20 protein-coding genes, 2 pseudogenes and 1 riboswitch are annotated in these 21,032 nt (G+C 41.8%); of the genes and pseudogenes, 8 read left to right on the forward strand and 14 right to left on the reverse strand.

The features are described 5' to 3' along the window. Position 1 precedes the first annotated feature (1 nt). Positions 2-1,612 carry a GGDEF domain-containing response regulator gene (locus D1970_RS12450; RefSeq protein WP_119113222.1) on the reverse strand — a complete coding sequence of 537 codons (1,611 nt, stop codon included), beginning with the start codon at positions 1,610-1,612 and terminating at the stop codon, positions 2-4. 335 nt (positions 1,613-1,947) lie between these two features. Here D1970_RS12450 and D1970_RS12455 point away from each other — a divergent pair, with 335 nt between their 5' ends. After that, positions 1,948-3,213, forward strand: a complete 1,266-nt coding sequence (locus tag D1970_RS12455; protein WP_181213301.1) for an ATP-binding protein — start codon at positions 1,948-1,950, stop codon at positions 3,211-3,213. A gap of 128 nt (positions 3,214-3,341) precedes the next feature. Here D1970_RS12455 and ytvI read toward each other — a convergent pair whose 3' ends face one another. Continuing rightward, positions 3,342-4,373 carry a sporulation integral membrane protein YtvI gene (ytvI, locus tag D1970_RS12460; RefSeq protein ID WP_119113191.1) on the reverse strand — a complete coding sequence of 344 codons (1,032 nt, stop codon included), beginning with the start codon at positions 4,371-4,373 and terminating at the stop codon, positions 3,342-3,344. Between the two features lie 144 nt (positions 4,374-4,517). Between ytvI and D1970_RS12465 the strand changes: the two genes are divergently transcribed. After that, positions 4,518-5,156, forward strand: coding sequence for a DNA-3-methyladenine glycosylase (locus tag D1970_RS12465; RefSeq protein WP_119113192.1), 639 nt, complete (start codon positions 4,518-4,520; stop codon positions 5,154-5,156). Between the two features lie 25 nt (positions 5,157-5,181). Then, the gene (locus D1970_RS12470; RefSeq protein ID WP_119113193.1) at positions 5,182-5,709 is read left to right on the forward strand and encodes a D-glycero-alpha-D-manno-heptose-1,7-bisphosphate 7-phosphatase; all 528 of its coding nucleotides are present in this window, start codon (positions 5,182-5,184) and stop codon (positions 5,707-5,709) included. Positions 5,710-5,788: 79 nt separating this feature from the next. Here the strand turns inward: D1970_RS12470 and D1970_RS12475 are convergent, their stop codons facing one another. The 6 genes from D1970_RS12475 to D1970_RS12500 form a co-directional block, all read right to left on the reverse strand. Beyond that, complete coding sequence (locus D1970_RS12475) at positions 5,789-6,346, reverse strand: 2-oxoacid:ferredoxin oxidoreductase subunit gamma family protein (protein WP_119113194.1); 558 nt, start codon at positions 6,344-6,346, stop codon at positions 5,789-5,791. Continuing rightward, a complete protein-coding gene (locus D1970_RS12480) occupies positions 6,343-7,095 on the reverse strand; it encodes a thiamine pyrophosphate-dependent enzyme (RefSeq protein WP_119113195.1) in 753 nt (250 codons plus the stop codon). The genes D1970_RS12475 and D1970_RS12480 overlap by 4 nt, the downstream gene beginning before the upstream one ends. Then, positions 7,079-8,158, reverse strand: coding sequence for a 3-methyl-2-oxobutanoate dehydrogenase subunit VorB (locus D1970_RS12485; RefSeq protein WP_119113196.1), 1,080 nt, complete (start codon positions 8,156-8,158; stop codon positions 7,079-7,081). The genes D1970_RS12480 and D1970_RS12485 overlap by 17 nt, the downstream gene beginning before the upstream one ends. Positions 8,159-8,199: 41 nt before the next feature. Then, entirely contained in the window at positions 8,200-8,430 is a 231-nt protein-coding gene (locus D1970_RS12490) for a 4Fe-4S dicluster domain-containing protein (RefSeq protein ID WP_246370111.1), read from the reverse strand. Positions 8,431-8,444: 14 nt separating this feature from the next. Beyond that, positions 8,445-9,122, reverse strand: a complete 678-nt coding sequence (locus tag D1970_RS12495; protein ID WP_181213302.1) for a nucleotide-binding protein — start codon at positions 9,120-9,122, stop codon at positions 8,445-8,447. A gap of 145 nt (positions 9,123-9,267) precedes the next feature. Then, the gene (locus D1970_RS12500) at positions 9,268-9,588 is read right to left on the reverse strand and encodes a hypothetical protein (protein WP_119113199.1); all 321 of its coding nucleotides are present in this window, start codon (positions 9,586-9,588) and stop codon (positions 9,268-9,270) included. A gap of 250 nt (positions 9,589-9,838) precedes the next feature. Continuing rightward, a riboswitch (purine riboswitch) is annotated at positions 9,839-9,940 on the forward strand. A 111-nt stretch (positions 9,941-10,051) separates the two neighbouring features. Here D1970_RS12500 and D1970_RS12505 point away from each other — a divergent pair. After that, entirely contained in the window at positions 10,052-11,344 is a 1,293-nt protein-coding gene (locus D1970_RS12505) for an NCS2 family permease (protein WP_119113200.1), read from the forward strand. A 203-nt stretch (positions 11,345-11,547) separates the two neighbouring features. Here D1970_RS12505 and fakB read toward each other — a convergent pair whose 3' ends face one another. Beyond that, positions 11,548-12,393, reverse strand: coding sequence for a fatty acid kinase binding subunit FakB (fakB, locus tag D1970_RS12510; RefSeq protein ID WP_119113201.1), 846 nt, complete (start codon positions 12,391-12,393; stop codon positions 11,548-11,550). A gap of 321 nt (positions 12,394-12,714) precedes the next feature. Between fakB and D1970_RS22415 the strand changes: the two genes are divergently transcribed. Beyond that, positions 12,715-12,858, forward strand: a complete 144-nt coding sequence (locus tag D1970_RS22415) for a hypothetical protein (RefSeq protein ID WP_181213303.1) — start codon at positions 12,715-12,717, stop codon at positions 12,856-12,858. A 55-nt stretch (positions 12,859-12,913) separates the two neighbouring features. Here the strand turns inward: D1970_RS22415 and D1970_RS12515 are convergent, their stop codons facing one another. The 4 genes and pseudogenes from D1970_RS12515 to D1970_RS12535 all read right to left on the reverse strand — a co-directional run bounded on the left by D1970_RS12515 (position 12,914) and on the right by D1970_RS12535 (position 16,758). Beyond that, positions 12,914-14,017, reverse strand: a complete 1,104-nt coding sequence (locus D1970_RS12515) for an AI-2E family transporter (RefSeq protein WP_119113202.1) — start codon at positions 14,015-14,017, stop codon at positions 12,914-12,916. 244 nt (positions 14,018-14,261) lie between these two features. Continuing rightward, positions 14,262-14,414: pseudogene (locus D1970_RS23035) on the reverse strand (sporulation protein YhbH); the annotation flags it as partial. A 206-nt stretch (positions 14,415-14,620) separates the two neighbouring features. Continuing rightward, positions 14,621-15,463, reverse strand: a complete 843-nt coding sequence (locus tag D1970_RS12530; protein WP_119113204.1) for a DNA-binding domain-containing protein — start codon at positions 15,461-15,463, stop codon at positions 14,621-14,623. After that, positions 15,463-16,758, reverse strand: a complete 1,296-nt coding sequence (locus D1970_RS12535) for an ATP-binding protein (RefSeq protein WP_119113205.1) — start codon at positions 16,756-16,758, stop codon at positions 15,463-15,465. The genes D1970_RS12530 and D1970_RS12535 overlap by 1 nt, the downstream gene beginning before the upstream one ends. A 102-nt stretch (positions 16,759-16,860) precedes the next feature. Between D1970_RS12535 and argF the strand changes: the two genes are divergently transcribed. The 3 genes from argF (at position 16,861) to D1970_RS12550 (ending at position 20,678) form a co-directional block, all read left to right on the forward strand. Continuing rightward, on the forward strand, positions 16,861-17,859 hold the full coding sequence (gene argF, locus D1970_RS12540) for an ornithine carbamoyltransferase (protein WP_119113206.1): 999 nt from the start codon (positions 16,861-16,863) through the stop codon (positions 17,857-17,859). A gap of 13 nt (positions 17,860-17,872) precedes the next feature. Beyond that, on the forward strand, positions 17,873-18,802 hold the full coding sequence (gene arcC / locus D1970_RS12545) for a carbamate kinase (RefSeq protein WP_119113207.1): 930 nt from the start codon (positions 17,873-17,875) through the stop codon (positions 18,800-18,802). Positions 18,803-19,106: 304 nt separating this feature from the next. Continuing rightward, a complete protein-coding gene (locus tag D1970_RS12550) occupies positions 19,107-20,678 on the forward strand; it encodes a YfcC family protein (protein ID WP_119113208.1) in 1,572 nt (523 codons plus the stop codon). 178 nt (positions 20,679-20,856) lie between these two features. Here D1970_RS12550 and D1970_RS12555 read toward each other — a convergent pair. After that, positions 20,857-21,009 (reverse strand): annotated as a pseudogene (locus D1970_RS12555) (sporulation protein YhbH); the annotation flags it as partial. Positions 21,010-21,032: the final 23 nt, after the last annotated feature.

A 21,032-nucleotide genomic window follows, 5' to 3' on the forward strand; every position in this document is an offset into this window, starting at 1 on the left:
GTTAAAACATCCTTTTAATCAGCCTTTGTATCCGTGCCTCAAGTTCTTTTATGCTGAACGGTTTTGTAACGTAATCATCTGCGCCCAACTGCAGTGCCCGCGAGATATCACTCTCGCTTTTTCTCCCAGTCAGCATCAGGACATGTACATGTTTTGAAACTTCCATCCTTTTCACTTTTTGGAGAACTTCAATGCCATCCATGACAGGCATAATTCCATCAAGAATTAAAAAATGTTTTCCGGCTTCCTGCAGTTTCCCGGAGTTAAGGAATGCCTGGCCATCCTCAAACGAATCCACATTCAGTTCAAGCTCGGAAAACTCCATATTTTCAAGTATTTTTGTCAGGATGGCCCTGATGATGGCGTCGTCATCAATTACTGACACATACAGCTTTTTCTTTTGCTCAGGATGAACAACGTGGACACACTCCACCCTTGCCCGTCCGTTCTTCTTGGCTGTATATAATGCCTGATCGGCAGAATTCAAAATTCCCTGGCTGTCATCTGAAACGCCGTCTGCCATATAGACGCCCGCCGAAAAAGTAATCTTAAAGGTTTCCCCATTTTCCTGAAACTGTTTCGATGAATACTCCTCCAAAAGCCGCGTGAGGATTGAAGCTGCGACAGATCCTGATGTCCTTGGAAACAGGATCGCAAATTCCTCCCCTCCGTATCTAAAAACCATATCCGTGCTTCTTACACTTTTTTTCAGGAAACCTGAAAACTCCGCCAATACACGGTCGCCGGCTGCATGGCCATAGGTATCGTTCACGTGTTTGAAGTGGTCGATATCAAGCATTGCTAGTGCGAAAGGGTTTCCTGTACGTTTGCGTTCCTTAATTTGCCGCTCAAGCGTTTCATCAAAGAATCTTCTATTATACACCTTTGTCAGTTCATCCTTGAGCACTGACTGGTCAAAAAGTTTTTTTCGCTGAAGCTGGCGTTCTACCCTTATAAAAAACTCCTCAAAATCGAATGGTTTTTCGATGAAGTCATCCGCCCCCAGCGTGTATGCCTTCTTTCGAAGCTCAGAACAATTTTCGGAACTAATCATGATTGTTGGGATAAAACGTTTGTTGGAATTCAGCTGAAACTCTTCAAGCAGTTGAAACCCTTGTTTAACAGGCAGATGGATATCCGCTATTAAACAATCCGGCAAATGGTCATAATAGCTCTCAACGGCTTTTTCCAGTTTGGTACTCGCGATAACCATCCACCCTTTTTCTTCCATTTCTTCTTTTAGGAGGACAAGCATGGAAACATCCTTGTCAATGATTTGGATAAGGGGTGCATTTTCTCCCGGGCCGTACCTCTCTTTACCAGGTACTTCCTCTTGAAAATGTTCAAATTGATACGTCAGGCTCACCATATCATATAGAAAATCTTTTAGTTCCTGGCGGTCCCAGTACAGATTCGCACGTTCTTCGCTCATTTTAAGCAATAGTGATGATACATGGAGCAATCCTCCAAGACCAATTGTACCTGCTGTTCCTTTTACTGAATGTAGGAAAGCGTGTACTTCTTCATTCGGAATCCTATCCCGCGAATCTTCAAACCATTGCGTCATCTTCTCTTTAATTTTGTAGAACAACATCCTCTTATATTTTTCCATTGCCAAATATCCACTCCGTCCAGATTCCTGCTCTGATGAAGAATCAGAGCAAACGCTCCTGAAATCTCAATCACTTTCCATCATCTAAATTTTGATGGCCGATTTTCCCTTGCAAAATACTTTCTTTATTAATAATAAGTTTAATCTGAAGACAAGTGATTAACAATAGAATATAGTGGTAACTAGTACATTTGGTATAGGGTACTGGGTAATTTTTTAATAATTGTGCGTTATTTGTCAGAATTAGTCGAATATTTTCTTGTGGCATAACATTGAACAGAGAATTTTGTCCGTTATACAATAGGAGTACCACAAAAGAGAGAATGAGGAAAATAATGGGCCTATTTAAGGATTTGCTGTTCAACCTGCTGTTTATCTTATTTTCTGCCCTTGCCTGCCAGCTTTTTGTAATTGACCGGTTGAGCCATATCCTTATGCGCCATTACAAAATCCTGATCATCGGCATATCAGGGCTCCAGGTTATATTCTGTATCACCTTTTCGTACAGGGAAACGAATCAATTCATCTTCGACTTAAGGCTGATCCCTGTTGTCCTCGGAGGATTGTATGGTGGACCGGCTGCAAGCTACTGTTTGTTTATCATTGTCCTTCTTGCCCGGCTTCCATATGGAGGGCATGGTTTTTGGGTAACCTTCGTCTGTATGTTCGGCATTACTCTTCTCGTTTCCCTGCTCTCAAATACATACCGCTCACAAAACCTGCGGCGAAAGCTTGCCTTGGCCGCAGGTCTGGCTGTACTTTATTCTTTTTCAGTTTTCTTCTTGAAGAACTGGCTGGCAGACCAGCCTTCTAATTGGAATTTTGTAGGGATATATATAGTCACTCTGCTTGCTGGCATTATGATTATCATTTATTTAATCGAGCTGGTACGCCAGAACGAACTTCTTCGCTCCGCTGTTCTCAAGTCCGAGAAATCCGAGATGGTCTCGCAGCTTGCAGCAAGCCTAAGCCATGAGGTACGCAACCCACTAACGGTAACAAGGGGGTTCCTGCAAATGTTAAAGGAACCTTCCCTTGATGGCAGAAAAAAAGAATTCTACCTCGATACCGCGATTGATGAGCTTGACCGGGCAGAAAGTATCATTAAAGAGTACCTGATGTTTTCCAAGCCAAAGACAGACAGCCTTTCGGCAATATCGATAAAATCGGAAATAGTTAAGCTGCTTGATTTACTGGAGCCATACGCTAACAATTTTTCAGTAAAAATTCAGACCTTGCTTGAAGACGATCTCTTCGTCAGCGGAGAGGCGACCAAATTTCAGCAGTGCCTGCTGAATATCCTTAAAAACTGCATTGAGGCGATGCCCAATGGAGGTAACCTATCGATAGAATCATTCAAGTCAGGATCATATGCTTCGGTTCACATTAAGGATACCGGGATTGGGATGACGCCAAGCCAGGTTGCAAGATTGGGAGAGCCCTATTTCTCTACCAAACATGATAAAGGGACTGGCCTTGGCATGGTGGTTGTTTTTAAAATCATCCAGGAAATGGGCGGGACAATGGAAACACATAGTAACATTCATAAAGGTACCGAATTTATCCTTAAGCTTCCGCGGGAAAAGTTTAAGTCTATATAAGTATTTACACCTCATAGTAAAAAAGTTGTTTCCCGCGACTTAAAAAGCCGCACTCACAAGAGTGCGGCTTTTGATTAAACTGGAATTCTTTACCACTTTGGACTATCTCCTTGAGGAAAATTGCAGCCTCAAATTTTAAATTTCATTGTGATAATATTTGCCTTCCTTAGCGTGTCATAAACAATGACAATGGTCGGGCCAATCAGCACCCCTGCAATTCCAAGTAGCTTAAATCCAATATACATGCTGATCAATGAAGCGAGCGGCGAAATACCGAGATTCGTGGAGTAGATCTTAGGCTCGATTACCCTTCTGACAACCGTGATGACAATGAAAAGAATAATCAGGCCAATCCCGAGAAAATGATTATCCTGCAGTATGGCGACAACCGCCCACGGGACAAGAACTGAACCTGTTCCAAGAATCGGCAGGATGTCCACAATCACAATCAAAACGGAAAGCAGTCCTGCATAAGGGGCATTCAATATCGATAGGCCTGCAAATGCCATGATATAAGTAATCAGGCTCAGGATGACCTGTGCTTTAATGAATCCCATCCCCGCCTTACTGAGCTGCCTGGTAACAAGGTATACTTTCTGCCTTGTCTGCTCCTTCAAATGCTGCTCAAGCTTCATTTTAAGCCGTGGCCACTCCAGGCTGATCAGAAACAGGGCAATCAAATAAATAAGCATTTCAATCAGAAAGACTGGAATTGAAGTCAGAAGGTTCAATAACTCTTCCAATGCCCTCTGAAGAAAGGCATCAAGTGCGTTAACATTCTTTTCCAGAGTGCCTTCGATGGACAATATCACGTCCTTGGGAAGCTTTTGGGAATAGAACTCCCATTTTCCGATCAAGGGGAGTATGACTGATTTATAAAAGTCCTTAACAAAGGTGGGGGTTCTTTGAGAAAGGGAAACAGCCTGCTGTGCCGTTATGGATATTAAATTATAGCCGATAACACCGATTAACAGAACATATCCCACAAAAACAGACAGCACGGCTTGCAGTCTGTTGAAACGTACTTTATCAATAAGACCCTGTACCATCCCTTCAAGCAGCGCCGCAGTTAAAAACGCGAAAATTAGCGGCAGGCTGTAAGGGATGAGGAAGATGACGAGGACAGCCACAATAGCAGTCCAGATCCACTTTTTCCACATCTATGGACAACTCTCCTTAACTAGACATAAATTCCGGTTTCATTATACCATTTATTAACGGTGATTGACTGTTCTTCCTGCATTATAACAAATATATCTTTGCCTAAATGGGTATACAATAACAAAAAGACATGAGGAGAAGCAATGAAAGAGGAAACCATCTTCAATGCAAAGCCCCTTCCCCAAATTTTTTTCGAACAGCCTACCCTCGAACTGGCGAAAACACTGCTGGGAAAATTGATAGTCAAAGAAACGGATGACGGGATTACGGCAGGATACATTGTGGAGACTGAAGCCTATATTGGCCCTATGGACAAAGCGGCGCATAGCTATAACAACCGCAGGACACCGAGAACAGAGGTGATGTTCAAAGAGTCAGGCATGGCCTACACCTACTTAATGCATACCCATTGCCTCGTAAATGTTGTCAGTGGCGGGCAAGGAAATCCGGAAGCCGTCCTCATTCGGGCACTTGAGCCTGTTGCAGGGGTTGAGTTTATGTTTCAAAGGCGCAAAGCCGACTCCCCGATCCAGTTGACGAACGGACCGGGAAAACTGACGAAAGCGATGGGAATCACTATGAAAGATTACGGACATCCGCTCACGGAACCTTCCCTATTCATAGCGGAGGGCTGCCAGCCAAAAAGGATATCATCGGGCAAGCGCATTGGCATAGACAGCTCCGGTGAAGCAAAGGATTACCCTTGGCGGTTTTGGATTACAGGAAACCAATTTGTTTCAAGACATCAAAAAGCACTGAAGATTTTCGAGCTGCCGGAGTGACGGTAAAAAAGGAGTGGAGCAGGAAATGAAAAAGGCAGTATTTTTGGACAGGGATGGCGTACTGAATGAAGTACTCACGGAACGAGTGAAATTTGTAAACCGGCCTGATGACCTTTACCTTCTTGAAGGGGCTGCAGAAGCGGTAGCCGAGTTGACCAAAGCTGGGTTTGATGTTTTTATTGTCACCAACCAAGGCGGAGTGGGGCTTGGGTTTATGAAGGAAAGAGACTTGAAAAAAATTCATGGCAGACTCGAGGAACTCATTCTTGAAAAAGGAGGGGCAATCCGTGAAGCTGCCTACTGTCCCCACAAGCCGAAAGCTGGGTGCGAGTGCCGCAAACCTAATCCCGGCATGCTTTTGGATCTCGCCCGGCGCCATGATATCGATTTATCCGCAAGCGTTATGGCAGGAGACCATGAGCGCGATATTGAAGCTGGAAAGAAAGCAGGATGCAAAACCGTCTTCATTGGGGAGGGAGAAACTTCAGCGGACGCAAAAGCCCCTTCTCTCCAAGCAGCAGTCAAGGATATTCTGCAGCTGCTTGCTGATTAGGGGCAGGACTACCGACAGCCACTGGGCGTTGGCGCCAGTCAGCTGCTTTTCTTCTCATACTTGACAAAACCGCCCGCATTTAACTGCGGGCGGTTTCACTTGATATCAGATGTGATTTTCCAAGCTTCAATGCTTCCTCATTCAGCTTCAGCAAATGCTGTTTACCCGGAGAAAGCACTTTTTCCAGAGATTGAATGATGGCTTCCTCAGACACAATCGGCAAATATGCAAGCAATGCTCCGAGAAGCACCATATTTGCCGATTTAGGGCTGCCGAGGCGGCCTGCCATGTCGGTTGCCTTAATATAAATCGTATGAATATCTGTCCGCATTGATTTTCTGTCAGCCATTGATGTATTGACAATCAATAGTCCGCCGGGTTTAACCTTTGGCTCAAATTTATCAAATGATGGAGCATTCATCACGATGGCTGTTGCAGGGTTTGAAACAAGCGGAGAACCGATAGGCTCCTTACTGAGCACAACTGTGCAATTTGCTGTTCCTCCCCTCTGCTCCGGTCCATACGACGGCAGCCAGGAAACGAACTTGCCTTCTGCCATACCGGCATATGCAAGCAGCTGGCCCATAGACATGACTCCCTGGCCGCCAAATCCGGCAATGATGATTTCTTCCATCATGCTTTCCCCCCAACGGAAGAATTTTTATATACTCCAAGCGGAAATATTGGCAGCATATTCTCCTTGATCCATTCCAGAGATTCTGTAGGACTAAGCCCCCAGTTTGTCGGGCACGAGGAAAGAACCTCTATGAGTGAAAAGCCCAATCCTGCTTTTTGTGTCTCAAAAGCCTTTCGAATCGCCTTTTTTGCTTTTATGATATTCGGAACATCATGCGCGGAAACACGCTCAATATGGGCCGCACCATCAAGGGTCGCCATCAGTTCAGCCACTTTGATGGGCATTCCTTGCAAAGCTGCATTTCTCCCGTCCGGGCTTGTTGCCGTCTTTTGACCGATCAGAGTTGTAGGTGCCATTTGTCCACCCGTCATTCCGTAGATGGCATTATTCACAAAGATAATGGTTATATTTTCTCCCCTTGCCGCTGCATGAATTGCTTCCCCGATCCCTATTGAAGCGAGATCACCGTCTCCTTGATACGTAAAAACAAATCGGTCCGGAAGCACACGTTTAATGCCGGTAGCGACAGCTGGCGCGCGCCCATGCGCAGCCTGAGTCATATCGCAATTGAAATAATCATAAGAGAGAACTGAGCAGCCCACCGAAGCCACACCTACCGTGTCCTCAAGAATATCCATTTCTTCCAGAACCTCTGCAACCAGCCTGTGGATAATACCATGTGTACACCCTGGGCAATAGTGGGTTGGTGTATCCTTGAGCCCCGACGTCTTTTCAAATACCGTTTTCATTGACATCCCCTCCTCCCGCAGTGATGATGAGCTGTTCGTAAATTTCCTCCTGTGTAGGAACTACTCCTCCTGTTCGGCCGAAGAATGACACGGCAGCCCTGCCGTTTACACTAAGCCGCACGTCATCAACCATTTGCCCAGCGCTCATTTCTACTGCAAGATAACCTTTCGCCCTATCTCTCGTGTCAATGAAAGGCTGTAATGGAAAAGGCCATAACGTAATCGGCCTGATCAATCCTGCCTTTACCCCATCTTTCCTGGCTTTTTTTACCGCGTTCACAGCAATCCTTGCAACAGTGCCGTAGGCAACAACGAAATAGTCAGCATCCTCACAATACAGCGTTTCAAAACGCGCTTCATTCTGCCTGATGCTTGCAAACTTTCTCTGTAAATGTTCGTTCCGCTGTTCAAGTGATTCAGCATTTAAATCGAGGGAAGTGATGACCCTTGGTGCTCCGTCTCCCCTTGTGCCAGTTGTTGTCCATTCTTTATGAGTTTCCTTAACAGCAGGCTTTTCCGGAAACTCGACAGCTTCCATCATCTGGCCAAGCATTCCGTCCCCGAGCAATATGACCGGTGTCCGGTAACGGTCAGCAATTTCAAACGCCTCTCTGATTAGGTCAATGATTTCCTGAAGTGTGGCTGGCGCAAGTACAGGGATATTGTAGTCCCCATGGCCCCCGCCCTTTGTAACCTGAAAGTAATCTGACTGGGCAGGCTGAATATTTCCAAGACCTGGGCCTCCTCTAGCGATGTTGACAATCAGCGCTGGAAGCTCCGCGCCGGCAAGATAGGAAATTCCTTCCTGCTTCAGGCTGAATCCCGGGCTTGAGGATGAGGTCATGACCCGGACCCCGGTCCCTGCTGCACCATATACCATATTGATGGCAGCAATTTCGCTTTCAGCCTGAAGGAACAAACCACCAGCCTCAGGGAGCCGGCGGGCCATATAGGCGACAAGCTCGCTCTGTGGAGTAATCGGATAGCCGAAAAAATATTTGCAGCCTGCATGAACAGCTGCTTCTGCTATAACCTCGTTGCCTTTCATCAATAATTTCCCCACGATTCCATCTCCTCTGCGTATGTAATGTGCATAGGTAAAAGCTATACAGAATGCTTGATTTTTTCGGACCTGTAGACACTGATGGCAGAATCGGGGCAAATTCGCGCGCATTTCCCGCAGCTGATACAGCTTTCCTGATTCTTGGCACTTGCAGGCCTGTATCCTTTTTCATTGAGATAATCTGAGAGAAAAATAACATTAGCAGGGCAGACACTGACACATAGTCCACATGACTTGCAAAGACTTTCTGTGAAGAGAACTCTTTGTTCCAATATTTTCTCCTCCTCTATTCCCATGGGAGCTTCAAATATCTGTCCATGGTCATCATTTTATTGGACATCATTTCCAAGTTGGATCCTTCGATTCGGAGACTCGATTCCAGAAAAGTGTACTTGACCGGTTTTCCGAGTTTGTGAGACAACATTATGCTAAGATCCTGGCCTTTTTGAATATCTTTTATGGTGGTAGAAGCACCGAGATTCGTGTTATTGATAATGCCAGTAACTGTAAGCCTTGACGCCTTTTCGATCTGCCTGACTGTGTATAGTGCCCCGTCAAGCGTACTCACATATGGCCGGCTAGCATTTAACACGAACAGGACCTCCAGGCTGCCATCCTTCCATTCATGGAAGAATTGGCCGAGCACAGCTGCCCCTTCCTTGTCTCCCCCTGCGTCAATGATGACCCGGCTTTCCTCATCCTTGACTACCGCGAGTATTTCAGCTGGAATGATGGGGAGATCTGCTGTTGCCAGCCTTTCAGGAGGGGCAACAAGTTTAATGGAGTGCTCCCGGAACAATGCCGAAGCATCCCGGCTCCTGAAATAGGGATTCACAATATCAAGATCGCAAACCGCAACCTTTTCACCGTTCTTTCTCGCATTTATAGCCAGATTGATTGCAAGTTCGGTTTTACCGCTGCCATAATGCCCGGTCAGTATAGTGATTCTCGCAGATGTTCCCAATGGCTGCCTCCCTCCTATGTAAGCGTTTACAAATCAACAGTTTCATTATAAATTAGAAATCAACTTCTTCGCCCCGAGAAAAATCACGGTTTTATGAAAGTTTCACCGGATTCTGCCAAAAAAAAGAAGCCCGTGAATGAGCTTCTTAAAGAGTGAAAGATAGAACAACTTTTTGCGGCATATCTTCCTCTGTATATTCAGGTTTTTTTAGTTTTTCACAAGAAGGCATTTCAAACGAAAAGTCCTGTACTTCAGCCGGGATGAGTCCCTTTTGCTTCAGGCTTTCAAAAACCGTCTGCATGGCTTTCTCTGTATCAAGGCAGTCTCCCGATCCTTCATACTTGAAGCATTCCACACATGTCTCCACAATGTGACTGTCAATCTGTTCTTGGGAAAACACGAGCTTCGCTCCTGTGATTTGTTCTACTTCCTGATTTTCAAGCTCAATAATTGTTGTGATATTCATTTGTGCACCTCCGTTTGTATTCACTATCATTATAGTGAATTATCCTCTCGCAAGTGGTCAATTTCCAGTTTGTTCACCTTTTATTCATATATTGCAGACATCAATTTGTCAAAACATACTGGCAGCGGTCCTTATTCCCTAAGCCTTTTAGTGCAAAACCGGAGTAAAAATCAGAAAAAAACGAATTAAACAACATTACCCGAGGCAATTGACCTAGCCTTGTTTTCTTGTTACCATCTCTATTAATATTCCAAACGAATACAGCATTCCTTGTATAGGTTCAAGAATATGGCTTGAACGTTTCTACCATGCTTCCGTAAAATGCATGTCTACAAGGGACAGAATTTTTTGTCAATCTCTTTGACGCTTTTTTGTCCTTTGTAGCTCCGGCAGCATGTTCAGCCGGAGTTTTTTTCGTTCTAACAGAGGCATTCTAACCAACAGCGTCAAGAGGAGGAACACCATGAGGAACTTTTTTCAATTCGCAGAACGCAATACAGATTACCGCACAGAAACAATGGCCGGTATCACGACATTTCTGTCGATGGCCTATATCCTTGTCGTTAACCCGATGATCCTGAGCCAGTCTGGGATGGATAAGGGAGCAGTCTTTACCGCAACAGCATTATCAGCAATCATTGGTTCTTTATTGATCGGCTTGCTGGCCAATTTCCCAGTCGGCATCGCACCAAGTATGGGCCTGAATTCATTTTTTACTTTTACTGTATGTATCGGCATGGGCGTCGATTGGGAAATCGCTTTAACCGGAGTGTTTGTTGCTGGCGTCCTTTTCGTTCTCCTCAGCCTCTTTAAAATACGGGAGAAAATCATCAATGTCATTCCGCAGGACCTGAAGCATGCCATCGCTGCCGGAATTGGTTTTTTCGTAGCATTAATCGGCTTGAAAAATGCTGGCATTATTGTCCAGAGCGAGGGTACATTTATCGGGATGGGCGATTTGACTGCACCAGCAACTGTCCTGGCCATTTTTGGTTTTGCCGTGAGTATTATTTTCATGGCGCGCGGTATATCCGGCGGGATATTTTACAGCATGATTATTTCAACTGTGGTGGGAATTTTCACTGGGCTGATCGATAAGCCTGATCATATTCTTGGTAAGGTCCCTGATCTTTCTCCGACCTTTGGCGTGGTATTCACCCATATTGGGGACATTTTTTCACCTGAAGTACTTGCAGTGGTATTCACGTTTCTCTTCGTTGCCTTCTTTGATACAGCTGGCGCACTTATTGCAGTGGCAAGCCAGGCTGGATTACTGAAGAACAATGAAATCCCGAATGCTGGCCGTGCACTTCTGGCCGATGCTGTTTCTGGCGTAGCCGGTGCTGTGCTCGGCACATCCACCACAGCATCTTTCGTTGAATCCTCCGCAGGAATAGCTGTTGGAGGCCGGACAGGCTTCACTTCGGTCATCATCTCAGCCTGCTTTGCGGTGTCACTTCTTTTCTCGCCGCTGCTCGGAATCGTTACACCGGAAGTAACAGCCCCTGCCCTGATCCTTGTTGGGGCCCTCATGGCAACTGAAATCAGCAAAATCAATTGGTCGAACATCACATCCGTTATCCCGGCATTCATTACGATCATCATGATGCCGCTGTCATTCAGCGTTGCCACAGGGATTGCCCTTGGCTTTATCCTTTACCCGCTTGGCATGGCTGCATCGGGCAAAGCGAAGGAAGTGCACCCAATCATGTATGTCCTTGCCACCTGCTTCATTGCCTATTTCATTTACGTATAACGATCAATAAAGTTGCACGCCGCTGCCCGTCACATTCAACTGGGTGGCGGCTTTTTTTGTTTCGGCTGGATCAATGTACGCATCGGGTATATATACGCAAGCTGCGGGGGTGCTGTCAATTATCTATCGGGAAACCGCCCGTTAACAAAATGAGGCCGCACTTCTTTGAAGAGTGCGGCCTCATTTCTCTATAGACGGATCTTCTATTCACTAACCCAAGCGAGTCCAATGGTGCCCTGACCTGTATGGACACCTGGAACTGGGCTGAAAATGGTTGTTTTCACTGATATATGCGGAAACCTATCCTGTAAATCTCTGCACCATTCCTCGGCTGTTTCTTTCACGTTACCATGGATTACGCTGACTTCCTTTATGCAGTGTGATGCTTCCGAAAAAATTTCAAACAGCCTTTCCTTCACCTTGCGCTCTGTCCTGACTTTGTCGAACAGTACAACCTTTCCATCATCAAACTGAACAATCAGCTTCAATTTAATCAAGCTTCCAAGAATGACTTGCGTTGTTGAGAGGCGGCCGCCCTTATGAAGCTGCTCAAGACTGCCAGGAGCCATAATCAGCCTTGCTTTCGCAGGCAATGCCCTTAAATGGGCAACGATTTCGTAATAGGTTTTTCCCTGCTTAAACATTTCCACACCTATTTCGATCATTTTCCCGAGAGGATATGAACCGATTTTGCTGTCGATGACTTCGACATTGTATCCGACCATGCCTGAAGAAGTAACGGAAGACTGGTATGTCCCCGTAAGCGCGCTGGAAGCATGGATTGCAATGGCATGTTTATATTTTTTCTTTAATTTTTTATAAAGTTCGATAAATTCCCCAATCGCTGGCTGGGACGTCTTCGGAAGCACTTTCGATGCAGCAAGCTTTGGATAAAAATTCTCTTCCGTAATATCAATGCCTTCAAGGTAGGATTCTTCCCCGAAAACAATGCTTAGAGGCACAACATATACATGGTGCTCCTTTACGAAGTCCTCAGGAAGGCTGGCGGTACTATCAGTTATCCAGGCAATTTCAAATTCATTTGTCATGGCTTCTCCTGTTCTTCCAATTAGTTATCAGAATATACTATAAACATTATCTGAATCTTACTTTTTTCTGACGTAGTCATGTTTACTACTTACAATATACCACCATCTTAGAGGTTACAGTCACATAAAATCCACGAGTTTTTGTACATTGTCTAAAAAAACACAAAAAGTTGATTTCTAATCCCAATAGTTCCCTTTCTATCCTGATAATGAGGAGGGCAGAAAAAACACAAGGGGAAATATGGAGTATATACATCCCTTGATTCTTGTTATTTTCTCCTGCAGCCGGGTAAGATAATAAAAAATCTGGAGGTTTTGAAAATGAGAGATGATCAAAAATACAACAAAGAGGAACAGGAAACAGAGAATATGATCGATTTGGTACGCATCATTAATTCCAATGGCAATAACAGTAAAATTTCCGATATCATTAAAAGAAATAAATCAGTTAATAAAAAAAAATAAAGAAAAAAGGAAAGGGATATTATTACGAACCCTTACCTTTTTTCTTGTCCTCATATTATTTGATGTCCAAGCTGTTTCCTTTCACTTTTTGCAGCCTGTACAGCCTGTAGACATGGCTTGTGACTACTTTCAGCACAGCATATGTTGGCACTGCGAGAATCATGCCAAACAGTCCTGCAAGGCTTCCCGCGACCAACAAGAGCAGGATAATCGTTAAAGGATGAATATCAAGCTTCCTGCCCATGATGTAAGGAGATGACAAATTCCCGTCAATCTGCTGAACAACAACCGCCACAGCGGCCACTTTAAGCGCCATTAACGGAGACATTAAAAATCCAATGATAACAGCAGGGATAACCCCAATAAATGGCCCAATAAACGGGATAACGTTCGTCAGCATCGTTACAAAGGCCAGGACAAGCGAATAATCCAAACCGATAATTGTATAACCGATATACATCATGACCCCGACAAGGAAGGAAACAAGGGCCTGCCCTTTTATATAAGAGCTTAGTGCTTCATCCATATCCTTAAGGACTTTCCTTACTTCTTCCGCCTGGAAGTATGGGAGATACTTCAGCACATGCCGTGACGCGCCTTCTCCGTCTTTCAGCATATAAAAAACAATAAACGGCACTGTCACGATCACCGTAACAATACTTGTAATCACACCGATTACACCCGTTACTTGGCTGAAAATGTCCGATACATTGGAACGGATAAATGTGCTGATCTTTTCACTGAATTCATCAAGAGTCATGTACTCATTTTCCTGGAAACGAGAAAACCAGCCGCTGTCTCGAAGCGCCAAAATTTCTTTTTGGAGGCTTTCCATAATGTCCGGAAAATTTTCAACAAGGCTTCTAAACTGCCGCTGCAGCTCTGGCCCTACAAGGAGAATCACCAATGTGGCAAGCCCGATAAACACAAGGTAAATGAAAATGATGGAGAGGGCTTTCGGGACTTTCTTGCTATTAAGGAAATTCACAATTGGCCTTAACAAGTAGTAAAAGACACCAGATATTAAAAACGGGAGAAAAAGTGTCTGGAAGAAAATCCCGAGCGGTTTGAAAATAAAATTGACCTTTGAAGCAAGCAGGATAACGACCAGAAAAACAATAATCCCATAACCAATCCGGAAATATTTCGAATTTGGCAAGCATGAACACCTCTTCTGCATAATTCTATGAACGATGGATCTTTAAATTCATAACATTGAATCTTCTGTTCAGTCTATCCATCAAACTCACTGTCTATATCCTAGCATAATCTCGCCCTAGCTTCCTGCGCCAATTGCATTCATTTGAAAAAAATTTTATGAAATGTAAATGGGGCACCCGCTTCTGCCGGTGCCCCATTAAAATAATGTTTATAAAAAAAGAATGTGCAAAACCAATCTTTCATCATGCATATATTTTGCTTTCCTCTTGCTTAAAGAAGCTCTTCATGGCATGGAAGACATCGGCTTTTTGTTCGAGGATAAAATAGTGGAATTTATCGTCTTTGACATTTTTATAAGCGGACATAAGAGTTGAGTGGCGGTTATACTGGTTTACTTAGCAATGCTGTACACACTTTTCCATCATATTCTTCTTATAACAAAGAAAAATAAATGGCTTACTAACTGGTTAATCGTGCAGGAAGATAAAAATTATACTGTTAGAGAAATAATAACTTTATTAATAATGGTTCTTGATTTTGATGAATTTTCAGCAATAAAATTTGTTCACTTTTTTCTTACAATAGTATTCTAAAACTTCAATTAAATACTTGCCTGCATTACTAATCCATCAAAAAATTGCTTCAAAGATACACTGCCACCAGTTGATGACTTTCCTTGTAGATAGAGAATTTCTTTGTGGATGTTTTTATAACCATAAAGTGCGTTTGTATACTCGATCGTTAATTCATTTTCAAAATCGTCTTCGCATAAATTAGCGATGTTTACCATGCCCTTTTTTATAGCTCGTCTGACACGCTGGAAAATAATTTTCTTCCCATGAGAATCTACTGCAAATTGTTCATTAAAGTTGATAGAATTAAAGGATATATTTTGCTCAATCATTATAGTACAAATATTTAATATATCTGTATGGCCTGCTTCAGAAGTTATACCTAAAAACCCTAAAATAGAACGTACCTTTTTTTTCATTTCATCAAAATGATCCGAGTTTAAACTTGAGTTGCTATCTGAAGGATTCCCTAATAAACTTTGAATGTTTTTCAGTTTTTGTTCCATCAAAATGCTTTGCTTTACCCGATTAACGATTGTTCGAACTTCAAAAATATTGATTGGTTTATCGATAAAAAATTCGATTCCAGCTTTATAAGCATCTTCTCTCAATTCGCTATCCCGCACTTGTGAAATCATAATAAATTTCAACTCCGGTTTAACCTTACAAAGTGCTTCAACTAACGTAATACCATTTAGTTCAGGCATTAACAAATCTACTAATACAATATCAACATTCAATAACATGAGTTCATTTAAGGCCTTTTTAGGCGATACCGATGTTCCAACTACCTGACTGTTCATGTCTTCTTCCACGATTCTTTGCAAGATCATAATGATGGAAAGATCATCATCCACAATATAAAAATTCATCACTGTTCCCCCGTAGTTAGTTTTTCCTTGTTGAACGTTAAAAAGAAGATCGTTCCTTTTCCTTCTTCAGAAACAACTTTTATATTGCCTCCGAATTGTTCTTCCATAATAATTTTAACGTGCGACAAGCCAATCCCTCGATAAATATCTCCAGTATTTTGATTAAATTTAGTAGAAAAACCCGGTTGAAAGATCATTTCTTTGATCTCTGAAGCAATACCAGGACCGTTGTCAGAAAAACTTATTAGCAACTGCTTTCCCTGATCCTCGACAATTACTGTTATAGAACCTCCATGTTGTTTTCCTATTGCATCAATGCTATTTGAAATAATATTTGACAAGATTGAAACTAAGTAATAGTGATTATTTATTTGCAGGTCAATTTGGTTTTTGACCGTTATCAAAATATCCAATTCTCTTTCCCTTATAAAACTACGTGAATTCATCAAGACGATTTTTAATATTTCACTTAAACGCATAAATGAGGAATTCTCTACTTCGAAATAACTCCCCAGTCCTTTGATCACATTTTGATAATCTTTCTTTACTTCATGTACGTCTCTGGCAATATCTAACGCAATATTTCCATTTTCGCTGGAAGGGTTTTCAGTAGAAAGCTCTTTGTTGAGCAAATAAGCGTTTTTCATGATTCTTTCGATTTCGTTAATGTTTTTATTCATAAAGTACACTTCACTTTTCACTGCTGAAACTGACCACAAAAAGTGATAATACCGCTGCTCATGCCCTTTTTTTCTAATCATGAGTGTAAAGTAATGATACATAAACGCAATAAAGCAGCTAATAAGCGTACGCACCAACGCTACTAAAAACAATATTTTAAATAAACTTAAACTATAATTTGAAAAATTCAATAGCAGACTAACTTCTAAAATATTTGAGATATAGTCGCATAGCAAAATAGTAAAAAAGAATGAACTATCATTGCGATATGCGCGATGCCAGTATAAAAAATAGTACAAACATCCGTAACAAAGATAAAAAGCTATATCAGTAAATATATACTGAGCAATTGTTCCGATAGCATAATTATTGGTTATAAAAAGCAGAAGGCCACGAAAAAAAGGGGAAGCAATTGCAATTCCGATTGTTAGCGTTAGCGGATTGAGATCATCATTAAAATACAAAAAAACGGGTAATAAGATGACTGACAGGGTCAAAATGAAGCCATCTACAAAAATCGGCATATTTATTTGTGCCGCCAATGCGATACAAGTTGCAGCAACGCTTATTCTCTTGATTTTATCTTGGTTAATGTTGTGAGAAAAAAACGCCATAAAATATCCTCCAATAACTTTCCGAAGCTTTTTGAAGCTTTCTGAAGCTTCGAAATACACTTTGATTATAGTCTTTAATAGACTTCAAAGGAGGAACAAATAATGAAAAATTTACGAAACCGAAGCTTTTTGACACTACTGGATTTTTCACCAAAAGAAATGGAATTTTTGTTGAACCTGTCTGAAGATCTAAAGAGAGCTAAATACGCAGGTACAGAACAAAAGAAATTAACAGGTAAAAATATCGCGCTGATTTTTGAAAAGGATTCCACACGGACTCGTTGTGCTTTTGAAGTAGCAGCCTACGATCAAGGTGCACATGTTACCTATTTAGGCCCTTCAGGAAGCCAAATGGGGAAAAAGGAAAGTGCAAAAGATACTGCACGAGTGCTTGGCGGAATGTATGATGGTATCGAATATCGCGGATTCTCGCAAAGAACTGTAGAAACTTTAGCTAAATACTCTGGCGTTCCTGTATGGAATGGCTTAACGGATGAAGATCACCCTACACAAGTATTGGCAGACTTCTTAACTGCTAAAGAATGCTTGAAGAAGCCTTATAATCAAATTCACTTTACATATGTAGGTGACGGACGCAACAACGTAGCAAATGCATTGATGATTGGTGCTTCCATTATGGGTATGACCTTCCATTTGGTTTGTCCTAGTGAATTAAATCCAACTCCTGAATTATTAGCCAAATGTCAGGAAATAGCATCTACGACTGGAGCCTCCATTTTAGTCACAGATGACATTGATGAAGGTGTACTGCATTCTGATGTAATCTATACAGATGTTTGGGTATCCATGGGGGAACCAGACGAGGTGTGGCAAGAACGAATCAAATTATTAGAACCTTATCGTGTTACTAAAGAAATGATGGATAAAACGCAAAACCCTAATGTGATTTTTGAGCATTGCTTACCATCCTTCCACGATCTAGAAACCAAAGTCGGGAAAGAAATTTTTGAAAAATATGGATTGAAAGAAATGGAAGTCAGTGACGAAGTATTTGAAAGCGCTGCCTCAGTTGTTTTCCAAGAAGCAGAAAATCGGATGCATACTATTAAAGCTGTAATGGTTGCAACATTAGGTGACTGAGGAGGAAACTAAAATGTCTAAGATCGTAGTTGCTTTAGGTGGAAATGCACTAGGAAATTCCCCTGAAGAACAATTAAAGCTGGTTCAACAAACAGCAGCTTCTCTTGTAGGATTGATTTCTAAAGGCCACCAAGTGGTCATCAGTCACGGTAATGGCCCTCAAGTAGGTACCATCAATCTAGCAATGAACTATGCGGCTGAACACGGTCAATCTCCAGCTTTTCCATTTCCAGAATGCGGAGCGATGAGTCAAAGTTACATTGGCTATCATTTGCAGCAAAGTTTACAAAACGAATTGAGCAAAAATAATTTGACAAAAGAAGTTGTGACCTTGGTTACTCAAGTCGAGGTCGATCCGAACGATCCAGCTTTTTCTAATCCTACTAAGCCAATCGGATCATTTTACGACAAGACAACTGCAGAAAAAATCGCGAAAGAAAAAGGCTACGTTTTTGTTGAAGATGCTGGTCGTGGTTACAGGAGAGTTGTTGCTTCGCCATTACCAAAAGAAATCGTAGAGTTTAAAAGTATTAACCATTTAATTGAAGCTAATACTTTAGTAATTGCAGGCGGCGGTGGCGGTGTGCCTGTTGTGAAAGAGCATGGCAACTATAAAGGAGTTCCAGCAGTTATTGACAAAGATAAATCAAGTGCACTATTGGCTGGAAAGATTGCTGCAGATCAATTGATCATTCTCACCGCTGTTGACTATGTCTATGTGAACTATGGAAAAGAAAATCAATTAGCATTAACTGAAACCAACAGTCAGCAATTAAAAGAATATATCAAGGAAAATCAATTTTCCAAAGGAAGTATGCTGCCTAAAGTTGAGGCTTGCTTAAACTTTTTGGATGAAAATCCAAGTGGGATTGCGCTGATTACTTCACTAGAAAATCTGGATGAAGCCTTAGCTGGAAAAATTGGTACTCGTATCAATAAATAAACTTATGACAGTTCGTTAAGAGTCAATAGAGAAAATCAAATCACAACTGTTTTTTGATAAGTGGAACTTCACAAGTAGGTGGAGTTCCACTTATCAAAAGTTACTATTTCATTCCTCATTGATGTTTACACTTCTATTACGTTAAAAAAATATGAATCACTAACTTTAAAGAACGTCGGATAAAACTTTTCTCTTCAACTTTTTCGCTGTTACTCGAAATAATAATCAAAAACTAAAAGCTCACTTTTAAACCTTTGAAAATACAACCTTTTTACGATTATATTTTTACAGAGGAGATGACCTTATGAACAAGGCAAGTGAAGCAAACAGCACAGAAAAGGGTCCTAAAAAGAAATTTAAATTAAGAATGCCCGGAGCATTTGTCATCTTATTTGTCTTAACAATTGTTGCTGTGATAGCGACATGGTCTATTCCAGCAGGGTCTTATTCAAAATTATTTTATGATCAGTCTAGCTCTAAATTAACCATTACGGATCCTTATGGAAAAGTTAAAAGTGTTCCAAGCACGCAAGAAGAGCTTGATAAGCTCCATGTTAAGATTGACATCAAACAGTTTACTTCAGGCGGAATAACGAAACCAATCTCCATCCCAGACACATATCAAAGATTGGAACAACGGCCTGCAGGACCCGAAGACATAACAAGCAGTATGGTTCGCGGGACAATTGAAGTTGTTGATATTATGGTATTTATTTTTGTGTTAGGCGGCTTGATTGGTGTTGTCAAGGCAAGTGGTGCGTTTGAATCTGGTCTTATCTCTTTGACGAAAAAAACTAAGGGTCATGAGTTTATGCTAATATTCATCGTCGCTATTTTAATGATTATTGGTGGAACTTTATGCGGTATCGAGGAAGAAGCCGTAGCATTTTACCCAATTTTAGTTCCGGTGTTTTTAGCGATGGGGTATGATTCTATCGTTTGTGTAGGTGCGATATTCTTAGCCAGTTCTGTTGGTACCTGTTTCTCTACCATTAACCCTTTTTCTGTGGTCATTGCCTCTAATGCTGCAGGTATAAATTTCACTGAAGGGCTTTCTTGGCGGCTTGGCGGGTTAGTTGTTGCAACTATTTTTGTAGTCATTTATTTACGTTGGTATTCTCAAAAAGTGAAAGAAGATCCTACGTTCTCTTATTCTTATGAGGATCGTGATGAATTCAATAAAATGTGGTCAGTAGTATCTGCTGACGGCAGCGAACATTCTAAGTTTACAGTGCGAAAAAAATTGATTTTGACATTGTTTGTCGTAGGATTCCCGCTTATGGTATTGGGCGTAATGGAGTTGGGCTGGTGGTTTCCTACCATGGCTTCTTCCTTCTTAACATTCGCTATTATCATTATGTTCTTAACTGCTACAGGCAAAAACGGTATTGGCGAGAATGGCGTTGTCGATGCGTTTGTAAATGGTGCATCGAGTTTAGTAGGTGTTTCCTTGATTATCGGTCTTGCTCGGGGTATTAATCTCGTGATGAATGAAGGTTTGATTTCTGATACGATACTGAATTATTCATCCTCTCTTGTTGCGAATGTAAGTGGGCCAATGTTTATTCTGGCTATGTTATTGATCTTTTTTGTTCTAGGATTTATTGTTCCGTCGTCTTCTGGATTAGCTGTTCTTTCTATGCCTATCCTTGCACCTTTAGCTGACACAGTGGATATCCCACGTTTTGTAATTGTTACTGCTTATCAATTTGGACAGTATGCAATGCTCTTCTTGGCACCGACTGGATTAGTAATGGCAACTTTACAAATGTTGAATATGAGGTATTCTCATTGGTTTAAATTTGTTTGGCCAGTTGTACTTTTTGTTCTAGTTTTTGGCGGGGGAATACTGGTTTTACAAGTGCTGATCTATTAGAGGTGAAGAAAACTTTCGATTTCTAAACATCAGGTAAAATATGAGTATGACTTGTAAAAAATACCTGCTCTATACTTCTGTTAAAAAATAGTAGCACAGGCCATTGCCGTGGCCTGTGCTACTATTTTTAGTATGTTTATTTAATCGTATAGGATAAAAAACCCCTTCACTTAGGGGTTCAAGCCATCTTCTCCTTCGATTCTTCACGGAAGAAGCTCTTCATGGCATGGAAGACATCGGCTTTTTGTTTGAGGATAAAATAGTGGAATTTATCGTCTTTGACATTTTTATAAGCGGACATAAGAGTCGAGTGGCGGTTATACTGGTACACCTATAAACCATATACACGCTATA

The organism is Mesobacillus zeae, assembly GCF_003570705.1.
GTDB classification, from domain to species: domain Bacteria; phylum Bacillota; class Bacilli; order Bacillales; family Cytobacillaceae; genus Mesobacillus_C; species Mesobacillus_C zeae.